This is a genomic window from Candidatus Chloroploca sp. Khr17 (assembly GCF_004138165.1).
In the GTDB taxonomy this organism is placed as follows: Bacteria; Chloroflexota; Chloroflexia; order Chloroflexales; family Chloroflexaceae; genus Chloroploca.
Genome location: NZ_RYFF01000087.1, coordinates 1 through 12,180, shown reverse-complemented (window position 1 = coordinate 12,180; position 12,180 = coordinate 1). Strand labels below are relative to the sequence as shown.

Here is a 12,180-nt window from a genome sequence, read left to right as displayed (position 1 = left end):
GCCGAAATAACGAAGCGCCCTGGTGACGGGGCGCGTCCTGATGCCACTGCGTAGTCCCTAATGTGTATCGGTCTCGCGCCTTTGCGTCAAAATCTCTGCGCCTCTGCGCCTCTGCGTTAAAACCTCAGCGCCTTTGCGCCTTTGCGTCAAAATCTCTGCGCCCCTGCGCCTTTGCATCCACCCTGGCGCTCAGAATCTATGCTGGTCGCCCACGCTTTATGGATGTGATATCATGCACTGGAATGCTGCATCGGTAGAGAATCGACACAGGAGACCTTGCTATGCCATCGGTGACGATTGCCGACATTGACAAGCGCTTGCGGCACCTCCCGCCCGACAAGTTGATCGTCGTCTATGATTTTGTCTCGTATTTATTGGAGCGTGATCTGACGGATCTGCTGCTCGATGCCGATACCGACGCAGGGGCGACGATGCTGGCATCTGAAGCGGTGTTGCGACGTGATTGGGATCGGCCAGAAGAGGATGCTGCATGGGCGCATTTGTAAAGGGCGATGTGGTGGTCGTGCCGTTTCCATTTTCGGATTTGAGCGCGGCAAAGAAACGTCCAGCCTTGGTGGTGGCAACCCTCACCGGCAACGACGTCATCCTGTGCCAGATTACCAGCCAAGCGGTGGCCGATAGCTATGCGGTACCGCTGACTGATAACGACTTTACGAGCGGTGGCTTGCGGCAAGCAAGCAATGTGCGCCCCAATCGACTCTTCACCGCTGAGAAGAGCATCATCCTCTCTCGTGCAGGGACGATCAGTGCCCCCAAGATGCAGGACGTGCTTGCCAAGCTCGTGCAGATCCTCACCTCCTAAGGCAGCGGAGGATTTGACGCAAAGACGCAAAGAATCATCATATAAAAAATCTCTGCGCCCCTGCGCCTCTGCGTTAAACCCTCTGCGCCCCTGCGCCTTTGCGTCAAACCCTCTGCGCCTTTGCGTCAAAAAACAGCCGTTACGGATAAATCCGGTACAGCATCCGCGGGAACGGGATCGTTTCGCGGATGTGGCGTGTGCCGGTGATCCAGGCGACGGCGCGCTCAATGCCCATGCCAAAGCCACTATGCGGCACGGTGCCATAGCGGCGCAGGTCGAGGTACCAGCGATAATCAGCCACATCCAACCCATGCTCATTGATCCGCCGTTCCAGCAGTTCAGGATCATGAATGCGTTGCGAACCGCCAATAATCTCGCCATAGCCTTCCGGGGCCAGCAGGTCAGCACAAAGCGCCACCTCGGGCCGCGCTGGATCAGGTTCCATATAGAAAGCCTTGATCGCCGACGGATAGCGCTCGACAAAGACCGGGCGATCAAACTGTGAGGCGATCAACTGCTCGTGAGGCGCCCCAAAATCCTCGCCCCAGGGCACCGGCGTGGCCCCTTCGACCTCGCCTTGATGCGCGTTGATCAACGCCAGCGCGTCATCGTAGCTAATCCGTGGGAAGGGCGGCACACACCGTTTCAGCACCGTCGTATCGCGCTCGAGCACATCAAGATCCGCCGCCCGCCGCTCGAGCACCCGCTGCACAATCGCACTCACAAACTGCTCTTGCAACACCAGATTATCCTCGTGGTCAGCAAACGCCACCTCGGGCTCGATCATCCAGAACTCGGTCAAATGGCGGCGCGTCTTGCTCTTCTCGGCACGGAAGGTTGGGCCAAAACAGTAGACCTTGCCAAACGCCATCATCCCCGCCTCGACATAGAGCTGCCCGGTCTGCGCGAGATAGGCCTTGCCAAGATCAAAATAGTCAGTCGCAAAGAGATTGCTCGTACCCTCGGCAGCGGTCGCGGTGAGAATCGGCGAGTCAAACCGAATAAAGCCCTGCTCATTGAGCCACTCTTGCGCGGCGGCGATCACCTCGGCGCGAACGCGTAGCAACGCATGCTGGCGGGCCGAACGCACCCAGAGGTGGCGGTGTTCCATTAGAAACTCGACGCCATGCTCTTTGGGGCTAATCGGATACTCGACACTCGGGCCAACCAATTCCAGCTCATGCACATCAAGCTCAAAGCCGCCGGGCGCACGCTCATCGGCACGCACACTCCCCGTCACCCGACACGCCGCCTCTTGCCCAAGCTGCTGAGCCAGCGCAAACGTCGCTTCACTCACCTGCTTCTTAAAGATCACACACTGGATCGTCCCACTCCCATCACGCAGCAACAGAAAGACCAGCTTGCCCTTCCCGGTCTTATGATAGACCCAACCCGCCAGCGTGACGGTCTCTCCGACATACCCGGCAATCCTGGCAACGGTGGTAGTTGGCTGCAACGACATATCGCATACTCCTGATCTCTCAAGCGATCTTTGCATGCCAGTATGCCACGAGAAAAGGGCGCTGGCAAATGTAGGGGCGACGCCCTCCGGAAATTTTGCGTATGACGACATAAAAAGCCAGCATGGCTGGCTTTTTATGTCGTCATACGCAAAATTTCCGCTATACTAGAGACAACAATCAATCCCATTCAACAGAAAGGCCGTGTCATGGTACGCAGTCTACGTCGAGGGTTGCTGATCCTGATGCTCATTGCCCTCATGCCGCTCTTTGTGCTGCCAACCCGGGCGGCCAATCAGTTGCCACCGGGCAAGGTCGGCCCTGGCGATGTCTACCTCGCCCTGGGCGATTCGCTCGCCACGGGCACCGAGGCCGCCGCCAATGACGACGGTCTGCCTGGCTATCCTGATCTTTTGTTTGCGTCTCTTCGCCAGATCAACCCCGCCATAACCTTCACGAATCTCGGGGTTGGCAGTGGCGAAACAAGTAGCTCCTTTATCGTGACCGCGATCGTGACCGAGACCAGTCAACTCGATCGCGCCGTCACCTTCATCACCACCGAACGCGCTGCCGGGCGCGTGGTGAGCCCGGTGACGCTGAGCATCGGCGGCAACGATGCCGTCGCCGTGGTGCGACCAGGCAGCACCACGAATGTCGATCAAGCGCTGACCCTCTTTCGCGCCAATCTAATCAAAATCCTCGATGACCTCGTCGCCGCGCTTACCGTCGAAGGCCAGCGTACCGGTGATCTGCTGATCATGAACTATTACAATCCGTATCCGGGCTTGTATGATCAGCCTGGGTATCAACTAGTGTTACCGGCGAATCCCGATATCGAACTGCCCCGTTTCAATGCCATCATTGAAGAAGAGGCCGTCTCACGCGGCATTGCCGTCGTTGATGTCTTTACCCCTTTCCAGGGGCGTGAAGCGGAACTGATCTTTGTAATGCGCCCGTATCCCCCATTTCCGCCCAACCTTGACGATTTCGACTTTCACCCCCGCGAAGCCGGCCACCGCGTCATCGCCGACCACTTCTTCCTGACCAGCGGCTATCGCCTCACAGCCTTCCTGCCGCTCGTGGCCCAGTGACGCCGTGAGCAATAGGCGCACCCGTCAGACCTCACAGGTCTTCATGGTCTTCCAGAAATGAATCCGATAGAGCGCACGAAGGTGGGCTTTGCTTCCCCTAGCCGAGGGCTTCAGCCCCACGGCATCGGGCGCATACCGGATTATGTACTGGAAGACCATCAAGACCTGTGAGGTCTCAGGCGGGTTTTTGTTTCTCGGGAACGCAGCGAAGGGTCGCAGGCGTTCAGATGGATGAGACCCTTCGCTGCGCTCCGAAGCAACACAACCTCATGGGCGGAGCGCAACGGCTCCACGGTCATGCCGCACGGAGCCACAGGCGCCATGAGGAATCTGCACGGATCGGCATGGAAGCCCCCTCACGTTCGTTCGGGGTGACATGGGCGGGCCGATGCACCAAACTGGTTGCTCACGGCATCACTGGCCCGCCGGCCATGTGGTACTCAGCAAGACAATGCGGCATCCCTACTTGCTACTTCCCCACGCTCACGTCTAACGCACAACGGTGCGTTTCACCGTATCAACCGCCGACCGGGCGGCGGTGAGGTAGCCACGGTAGACCGACGAGCGCCCAAAGATGAGCGGGGTCGCAATGCCGACCAGGATCAGCGCTGGCACCCAGAGCAACACACCGAAGAACTGGGAGAGCCAGGCAAAGATCAAGCCGCCGCCAACGAGCACATTGAGCAGAGCGGTGCTGCCACGATCGCCATAGGACTGGCCGATCAACTCACGGAGATTGCCAACGAGCAACAAGATCCCGGCAAACGCCCCGAAGTGCATCGCCAGACTCGTGCTGAGAAAGCGCATAATCAAAAATATCGCCGCCACAGCAAGAATTGCTGCACCGATATAGAGATACATTGGTTTAATATACCAGCCACCCACGCGCACAGGGCCTTGACCACTGCTCTTGCCGTTATACATTGCCTCGTCCTTTCCAACGCACATCACGTCGCTAAGGCTATGACGGTGGGTTGGGCATGGTTGTTGCAGCGGCAGTTACTCTTCAAAGACGGGTTTGACGCGGAACATCCCGTCACGCTGCTCAGGCGCATTCGCCAGCACCTCGTCGCGGCTCAGCGCACCTTTCACCACATCGGGACGCATCACACTGACCAACCCGGTCACCTGGGCCGTCGGCTCGACCCCAGTCACATCAACCTCTTGCAGGAGTTCGATATACTCCAGGATATGGGAAAGCTGATCCCGCATCAGTGCAAGTTCGTCATCAGAGAGACCAAGGCGGGCGAGGCGGGCGACGTGGGCTACTTCGGCATCACTCAATGGCATCGCAATGTCTTCCTTTCTTCAGGCTACCCCTGATCCTTGCGAAAGATCACGGTGGTCATTTGTCCCAACCAGCATCTGGCGTGTATAGCGGAGGCGCTGGGCTGCGGTGATATGGGAAACCACACCAATCGCAATGATCGCCCAGTGTAACAGATTGAACTGGGGAAAGAGCGGATGCAAGAGCAGGCCCAGGATCAACAAGCCAAGTTTTTCCTGGCGCCCGGCAAAGCCCACATTGCACGACACGAGTTTATGGGTCGCCTCGGCGCGTGCGCGAACATAGCTTGCCATCAGCATCCCCACGAGGGCAAAGAGCACCCATCCCGGCGCGACGACCCCCGAAAGCATGATACCCCCGAGGATAAAGGCCTCGGCATAACGATCGGTCACATGATCAAGGACAGTGCCATACGCACTGGCCGTTCCACCCGCGCGGGCGGTTGCGCCATCAAGCACATCAGCCAGGCCCACCAGCAAGATCACCGCCACGCCCCAAGCAAACCAGCCCCGCGAGAGCACATACCCGGCCCCGACACTGAGCCCAAGGCTGAGATAGGTCAGGGCATTGGGGGTAATGCCTAGTCGCACGCAGATCTGCCCGAGGGGAAGCGAGATCGTTTCATAGATCGCACGAAAGCGTGCAAGAAAAGGCATCATGGTTGTCGCTCCTGCCTTCAACGATAGAGGACTGATCTTCGTTTATCACCCTGCGTCAGACCTCACAGATCTTGCTGGTTTTCAAGAAATAAATAAGGGAGTGCCGACTTTAGTAGTGTGTGAACAAAGTTGTTTGGGGGTGCCGCCGACCACGAATACTGAGAACGAAGAAACGAATAGGGGCGGCGCGGTATTCGTGGTCGGCGGCGCTACCAGAAAACTTTGTTGACGCACCACTCAGTCGGCTGTCCACTAGATAATCCGGTATGCGTGACAGACCCGATTTTATTTTGAAAGACCATGAAGACCGGTGAGGTCTGATGCTACAAACAGACTATATTCAATCAAGTATAGCGTCAGGGTCGCAGGATAGCAAGAGGCTTGTGCGCCGTTCAACTTCAGCCAGCGCGATCGGCGCATCGGGGCCGGTATGTTCGATCCAGATCGAGGCGGTGGCGGCCCCGACGCATCCAGCCCGATAGAGATTGGTCTGATCTTGCAAATAAGCATGCAAAAACCCAGCCAGATACGTATCACCTGCTCCAGTCGGATCACGGGCCTCGGTGGTATAGGCCGGAATGCGCCACTGACACTCACCATTGTCGATCCACGAACCAGCCTCGGCGAGGGTGACAATTGCAATCTGGCAGCCCAACTCGCGCAGGGCACGCACCGCTGCGGAGCCATTGGCCCGCGGGTCGATGCCCGTCAAGACATAAGTCTCGACTTCATTGGCTTTAATCACCGTACAATGGCGGGCCGCCCGCGCAAAATCAGCAGGCACACGATGCTCGATCCGGTCATCTTCCCCGATCTCGCGCAAGAGCCCCTGGGGATCAAGCAAAATCGGGGCCGTCGTGACGGCGGCAAGCTGTTCAATCAGACTGACGGATGTCTCTTGCAAGATCGGGCCGACAATCAGTGCTACCGCCTCGGCGCAACAGGTTGGCACCTCGGCAATCGGCGGCGCAAGGCCAAGTACATCAAGGGTACGATCCCCGCGCTCATCGTAGATCAGGCGAAAGCCGCCAGTCTGATCGCTTGGCGTGGCATAGGCAGTGATGCCATAGTGCTGCAGATCGGCGCAAAAACGTGCGTAATAGTCAGCCCCAACCCGGCCCACCAGCGCTGTCTGGTGGCCGAGGCGGGTCAGCGCGAGGCAGGCATTCGTTGAGCATCCCGATAGCACGCGGCCATCGGTACGGATGCAAGGGGTAATGATTTCATCATAGACAGGATTGCCAAAGGCGACAATAAGGCTCATGCTGGATGGTTCTCCTCGTACGAGGCTGTGTTGAGGGCTGTCGCCCTAAAAACCCAGGTTGCTTGAGGCCGCAGGCGTTTTCTTGATGCTTATTCCGTGCCGTTGAGGCGTTCGTAGATGTGTTGGAGTTGCTCATCGTCATAGACAGTGATTGTCAAGCGAATTTGGCGGCCTGTACGTACTAGTTGTACCGGGGTTTCGAGCAAGTTCTCAAAGAGGCGGCGGGCCTCTTCGTCATTCGGGTCAACTGGCGTGCGCCGAGGCGGGCGTGGCTCATCCTCGGTTGTTGTCGCCGGTGTGCGGGGCGCCAAGGAGGCCGCTGGTGGTGCGCCGCGTACCTGTTCAACAGCTGACGCCAATGCTACGCCCTCGCTCAACAACGCGGCGAATTGATCGCTCGCTCGGGTACTCAAGCCAAGGGCAAGCACCTGTTCGAGGGCGGCGTTCTGTAGCGCTGGATCTTCAAGGCGCAGCAACGCCTGGGCGTGGGCGGCACTGATCGTGCCGTGCAACAGGGCCTCGCGGGTCGCTGGATGCACCTGTTGATGGAGGGCGAGCTCGGCCATGCGTTCGGCCTCGCGCACACTCAGATCGCGGCGCACGATCAACTCGAGCACGGCAGACTGCTCGGTGGGCTCTTCGAGGCGAAGCAAAGCGCGCCCGTGACCAGCACTGATCGCGCCATCGAGCAGCGCCTGGCGGGCGGGCGTGGCGAGCTTGATCAAGCGTCGGGTATTGACGACCGTGACCCGGCTTTTGCCGACCCGCTGAGCGATCATCTCATCGGTCAAGCCAAACTCATCCTTGAGCGTCTGATACGCCTGACCCTCTTCGAGCGCATTGAGGTCAGCCCGTTGCACATTTTCAACGATAGCGAGTTCCAGCAACTCTTGGGGTGTTGTGCTCTTGACGAGCGCGGGCACTTCGCGTAACCCGGCGCGGCGAGCAGCGCGCCAGCGACGTTCGCCGGCGATCAGTTCATAGCCACCTTCGTCATCTTCCGTCACAATGACCGGCTGGATCAACCCGTGCGCGCGAATCGACGCGGCCAGTTCATCGAGAGCCTGCTCATCAAAGTGCGAACGAGGCTGGCTGCGATTAGAGCGGATCGCATCAAGGGGGATCTGGCGGATCGCATTGGACGCACCAGGTGCCGGGCCACTGGACATCAGCGCATCAAGACCGCTACCGAGGCCACGTCGTCGACTCATGAGCTACGCTCCTCGCGTTGCAGCACCTCTTCGGCAAAGGCCGCATATGAAAGCGCACCGCGACTCTGCGGGTCATACTCGGCGATCAATTTGCCATGGCTGGGGGCTTCCGAGATCCGCACATTCCGCGGAATGAGGGTACGAAAGATCAGACGGGGAAAGTGGCGTTGCACCTCATTCACCACCTGTTGCGCGAGATTGGTGCGCCCATCGTACATCGTCATCACCACCCCGAGAATGCGCAAACGCGGATTCAAGCCTTCGCGCACCCGGTCAATGGTCAACTTCAATTGAGCCAGACCTTCGAGCGCCAGGTATTCGCATTGGAGGGGGATTAGCACGCTATCGGCAGCACAGAGCGCATTGAGGGTCAGCAGCCCGAGGGAAGGAGGGCAATCGATCAACACATGATCATAGTGTGTATCGAGTAAAGCCAGGGCTTGTTGCAAGCGGCGCTCGCGGCGTTCAGCCGCAACAAGTTCAACGGCAGCCCCCGCAAGATCCTCATCGGCAGGCACCAAGTCAAAATGATCACGTCCCGACGAGATAATCGCCTGTTGCGCCTCAGGGCGCTGCATCAATAGATCATACGTGGTTGCGCTCAATTCGCGCTTGGCAAAGCCAAGACTCGTGGTTGCATTGCCCTGCGGATCGGCATCAACAAGCAATACCCGTTGCCCTCGTTGGGCCAGATGACCCGCAAGATTTACTGCCGTGGTCGTTTTGCCAACCCCGCCCTTTTGGTTGGCAATCGCAATAATGCGCACGCGCCCGGACTCTAAAGGTTCTTCCACCTGTTTGCACCTGCTCGAATCAATCACGTTGTCGTCGCTGCGTGTATTGTAAAGACTCTCAGCTATTCTGGCAAAGCGGGCCACTGAAGGTGGCCCGTTTTGCCAGAATAGCTGGAACAGGGCGATTGCATCTTCCGTGTATCCACCCGCCAGGGCACCCGCAAGGGGTGCCCCTACAGGCCGGGGGCCGGATCCGATGTAGGGGCACCCCTTGCGGGTGCCCTGATAGAGTCTGCCCAGGACTGGGTCGGCGTGCTATAATGGAAAGGATCACCACGATAAAGAAGAGCAGGAGCCCCCACTGTGTCAGCATTACCCTTTCTGCTGACGGATAAATTGATTCACACCTTGAGTGTGCTCTGTGCGCAACCATCGAGCATCGGGCAAGAGGATGATCTGCGTGCCAACGCTGAATTGATCGCGACGATGATGCGCGGGCTTGGCATGCATGTGCATGTTGCCAATGGGCATCCACCTGTGGTGATCGGGCGACGTGCGGGGCGCAATCCAGCCTCGTTGCTGCTCTACCATCGGTTTGATGCGGCCCCACCAGGCCCTTGGCGGGCCTGGTCACACAATCCACACCAGCTTGCCGAGCGTGACGGGGCGCTCTATGGGCGTGGGGTTGCCGAAGGCAAAGGCCCGCTGGCGGCCCACATGCAGGCTATCCAGGCGCTTCTCGCGACCTATGGTGAATTGCCCTGCGGCCTTGTCATTGTCGCCGATGGCGGCGGCTTGCTTGGTTCACCGACGCTTGCCGCTGCCCTCGATGCGTGCCCTGACCTCATTGGTGCCGATGCCTGCCTGGGCAGCATCGGTGATCGCAATGCCGCAGGGATTCCGCTCTGCTACAGCGGCAGCAAAGGGTTTCTGCAGATGAGCCTGAGTGCAAGGGGGCCGACGCATCCGCTGCCGCCTGGCGCGGCACCGTCTTTGTCTAATCCACTCTGGCGGCTGACCTGGGCGCTGGCAAGCATCAAAGGTGCCGACGAAGATATTCGCATTCCTGGCTTTTATGATGATGTCGAAGGCCCTTCGCGGGAAGAGAATGCCGCGTTGCGCCAGTTGCGCCTTGATGAAGCGGGGCGTCTGGCCGCGTGGGGGGCCGATGAGTTTCTCTTTGGCATGCGTGGGGTGGCGTTGGTACGCGCCGAGATTACCCTGCCAACCTGTAACCTGAGTAGCATGCATTGCCAACCCGAGCACAACCTGGCTTTGTTGCCCTCGGTGGCAACCGCCGTGCTCGATTTTCAACTGGTACCGCGTCAACGCCCCGAGGTGGTCGCCCAGTTGTTACGCACGTGCCTTGATGAGGGTGGCTTTGCTGATGTCACCACCGCACGCTTGCCGGGTGGCTATGCACCAGCCCATACGCCTCACGATAATCGTTTTATTCGCCAGGTCGCTGCGGCGGGCGCAACGGTCTTTGACTCCTTGTTGCCCACTGTGCCTGCGGGGGCTTTTACGTTGCCGTTGCAGTTATTTGTCGAACGCCTGCATTGCCCTGTGGCCTCGGTTGGTCTTGCCTACCCCGACAATCTGCCCTTTGGCCCTGACGAACATGTTGCGCTTGACGATCTCGTTCGTCACGGCCATCTCTTGATTGAATTGGTTCTCGCCGTTGCAGGCGAAGAATAACATATCTTTCATCCCCTGTTAAAACAACGATAACCTGAAGCTAACGCAACCCCACTACACTTGGCAGCGTGACGATGCGAGCTAGTGGCGAGGTTTCTATGCGGATTAGCTTAATGTGCGAGACCTTCCTGCCCGATGTCAATGGCGTGACGACCACGCTCTGTCGGTTGCTTGAATATCTGCAACACCGCGGTCACGAGGTGCTGCTGCTTGCGCCCCATGATGCCCCCTCAACCTATGCCGGTGCCCAGATTATCCCCCTGAATGGGATGCCCCTGCCAATGTACCCCGAAGTCAAACTGACGCCCCCTCAACCAGGACTCTCCGCTCATTTACGGCGTTTCCGCCCCGATCTGCTCCATCTTGTTGGCCCGGCGGTCGCAGGTGTGATGGTGCCTTTTGTTGCCCAGAACCTCAATCTTCCCCTGGTCGGCTCGTATCATACTGATTTTGGGGCCTACAGTCGCCACTATGGCCTCGGTTTTTTCCAGGCTGGCGTTAATCGCTGGCTACGCTGGATCCATAATCGCTGCCGCGTGACGCTTTGCCCGTCAACGCATACGATCAAGACGTTGCGCCAGTCGGGTTTTCGCCGTTTGCGCCTCTGGGGGCGGGGCGTCGATACCGAGCAGTTCCATCCTCGTCACAGCTCTCTGACCTGGCGGGAAGCGGTCGGCTGTCAACCCGACGAGAGCCTGTTGCTCTATGTTGGGCGCCTGGCCGCCGAGAAACGGGTTGATCTCTTGCCCGAGGCGCTGCGCGGGCTTGACAAAGTGCGTCTGGTCGTGGTTGGTGACGGCCCGTTCCGCTCAGAACTCGAACGACGTGCCGACGGGCTGCCCATCCATTTTACCGGCTACCTCAAAGGTCAGGAACTGGCAACCGCGTATGCTTCGGCTGATGCGTTTGTCTTTCCCTCGGATACCGACACATTTGGGCAGGTGATCCAGGAAGCGATGGCCTCGGGGTTGCCGGTGGTCGGCGCGCGAAGCGGCGGCACCCTTGATCTGGTGCGTGATCATCAGACGGGCTACCTTTTTGCGCCTGGCGTCGCCAGCGATCTGCGGGTACGGTTGCGCAGCCTCATCGCCAATCCCGAACAGCGCCTCGCGATGGGCCATGCCGGGCGGGCCGCTGCCGAACAGCGCTCGTGGCCGCATGTCCTTGATGAACTGCTTGACCACTATGCAACCGTGAGCCGCCAGCGTTGGGCTGCCTAACTGCGAGGTGACGTTTCGCTCTCAGGATGGGGAGACCCGCCAGACCCGCATCAGCACGCTGCCAGCGGAGGTGTTCATTGAGCGATTCCTCATGCACATCCTGCCCAAAAGCTTCGTCAAGGTACGCTATTACGGGCTATTTCGGGTCGGGGCGCGTCAGCACTTGACGCGGTTGCGCACCCAATTGATTCTCCAGCAGCGGAAGGTTGAGCTCCTGCCCACAGACGATGAGCGCCCCGAGCCCGACCAGCACGAGGATCTGCGCTGCCCCACCTGCGGTCATGCGCTGCGGCTGGAGCGGGTGCTCCCCCGGCAGCGGGCGCCACCGGTACCAGAGCTCGTCGCGTCCTGCGAGCAGCGTCGCTGAGGTCGTCAGCGCATGGACGCTAGCTTTGGGTTGCCCGAGGGAGCGGCTATCCTGGCGTGGCGACCCGCTGGTCGAGCGCTGGGCAGCTAGACGCTACCGGGCTGAGCCGGACACAGGCCCCTGCCTGACCGAAGTGCTGGGTATTCGCCACACGGCACGCACGCGCTGGCGCTTCGCGGGCGCACACCCCTGACCCAGACCCCCACCGGAAATCCCATATGATTCTACTCCGTTGGGCGCTTCGGCTTCGCTCAACAAGGATGATGTGGCGGCTTCGCGCCACATGAATCCTTAGAAGCTGTCTGAAAAGGATGGCGGTCGCCGGGCCAGGTTGGGTACACTTGGGGTATGAAGTACCAAACCTA

The 12,180-nt window shown here is 59.2% G+C and carries 13 protein-coding genes and 1 pseudogene; 6 read left to right on the top strand and 8 right to left on the bottom strand.

Translation table 11 applies throughout. The features are described 5' to 3' along the window. The first annotated feature begins 281 nt into the window (after positions 1–281). Together EKD05_RS24075 and EKD05_RS24070 are read left to right on the top strand one after the other, a co-directional pair. The gene (locus tag EKD05_RS24075) at positions 282–506 is read left to right on the top strand and encodes a hypothetical protein (protein ID WP_129677946.1); all 225 of its coding nucleotides are present in this window, start codon (positions 282–284) and stop codon (positions 504–506) included. After that, on the top strand, positions 491–823 hold the full coding sequence (locus EKD05_RS24070) for a type II toxin-antitoxin system PemK/MazF family toxin (protein WP_129677944.1): 333 nt from the start codon (positions 491–493) through the stop codon (positions 821–823). Before EKD05_RS24075 ends, EKD05_RS24070 begins: the two co-directional genes overlap by 16 nt. 139 nt (positions 824–962) lie before the next feature. On the opposite strand, the gene asnS is transcribed toward EKD05_RS24070, so the two are convergent. Next, positions 963–2,285, bottom strand: a complete 1,323-nt coding sequence (gene asnS, locus EKD05_RS24065; RefSeq protein WP_129677942.1) for an asparagine--tRNA ligase — start codon at positions 2,283–2,285, stop codon at positions 963–965. Positions 2,286–2,492: 207 nt separating this feature from the next. Here asnS and EKD05_RS24060 point away from each other — a divergent pair, with 207 nt between their 5' ends. Further along, a complete protein-coding gene (locus tag EKD05_RS24060) occupies positions 2,493–3,374 on the top strand; it encodes an SGNH/GDSL hydrolase family protein (protein WP_129677940.1) in 882 nt (293 codons plus the stop codon). Between the two features lie 489 nt (positions 3,375–3,863). Here EKD05_RS24060 and EKD05_RS24055 read toward each other — a convergent pair whose 3' ends face one another. From EKD05_RS24055 to EKD05_RS24030, 6 genes are all read right to left on the bottom strand, one after another. After that, the gene (locus EKD05_RS24055; protein WP_129677938.1) at positions 3,864–4,298 is read right to left on the bottom strand and encodes a hypothetical protein; all 435 of its coding nucleotides are present in this window, start codon (positions 4,296–4,298) and stop codon (positions 3,864–3,866) included. A gap of 75 nt (positions 4,299–4,373) precedes the next feature. Next, positions 4,374–4,664, bottom strand: a complete 291-nt coding sequence (gene gatC / locus EKD05_RS24050; protein WP_129677936.1) for an Asp-tRNA(Asn)/Glu-tRNA(Gln) amidotransferase subunit GatC — start codon at positions 4,662–4,664, stop codon at positions 4,374–4,376. 18 nt (positions 4,665–4,682) lie between these two features. Continuing rightward, a complete protein-coding gene (locus EKD05_RS24045) occupies positions 4,683–5,321 on the bottom strand; it encodes a CDP-alcohol phosphatidyltransferase family protein (protein WP_129677934.1) in 639 nt (212 codons plus the stop codon). Between the two features lie 340 nt (positions 5,322–5,661). Then, the gene (locus EKD05_RS24040) at positions 5,662–6,585 is read right to left on the bottom strand and encodes a PfkB family carbohydrate kinase (RefSeq protein WP_129677932.1); all 924 of its coding nucleotides are present in this window, start codon (positions 6,583–6,585) and stop codon (positions 5,662–5,664) included. Between the two features lie 89 nt (positions 6,586–6,674). Next, positions 6,675–7,796 carry a ParB/RepB/Spo0J family partition protein gene (locus EKD05_RS24035; protein WP_129677930.1) on the bottom strand — a complete coding sequence of 374 codons (1,122 nt, stop codon included), beginning with the start codon at positions 7,794–7,796 and terminating at the stop codon, positions 6,675–6,677. Continuing rightward, positions 7,793–8,590, bottom strand: a complete 798-nt coding sequence (locus tag EKD05_RS24030; protein ID WP_370374939.1) for a ParA family protein — start codon at positions 8,588–8,590, stop codon at positions 7,793–7,795. The genes EKD05_RS24035 and EKD05_RS24030 overlap by 4 nt, the downstream gene beginning before the upstream one ends. Positions 8,591–8,893: 303 nt before the next feature. Between EKD05_RS24030 and EKD05_RS24025 the strand changes: the two genes are divergently transcribed. From EKD05_RS24025 to EKD05_RS27345, 3 genes and pseudogenes are all read left to right on the top strand, one after another. Then, a complete protein-coding gene (locus EKD05_RS24025) occupies positions 8,894–10,228 on the top strand; it encodes a M20/M25/M40 family metallo-hydrolase (RefSeq protein WP_129677928.1) in 1,335 nt (444 codons plus the stop codon). Positions 10,229–10,326: 98 nt separating this feature from the next. Beyond that, the gene (locus EKD05_RS24020; RefSeq protein WP_129677926.1) at positions 10,327–11,448 is read left to right on the top strand and encodes a glycosyltransferase family 1 protein; all 1,122 of its coding nucleotides are present in this window, start codon (positions 10,327–10,329) and stop codon (positions 11,446–11,448) included. Positions 11,449–11,455: 7 nt separating this feature from the next. Next, positions 11,456–11,533 (top strand): annotated as a pseudogene (locus EKD05_RS27345) (hypothetical protein); the annotation flags it as partial. A gap of 51 nt (positions 11,534–11,584) precedes the next feature. Here the strand turns inward: EKD05_RS27345 and EKD05_RS26915 are convergent. Next, a complete protein-coding gene (locus tag EKD05_RS26915; protein WP_240695918.1) occupies positions 11,585–11,731 on the bottom strand; it encodes a hypothetical protein in 147 nt (48 codons plus the stop codon). Between the last annotated feature and the right edge of the window lie 449 nt (positions 11,732–12,180).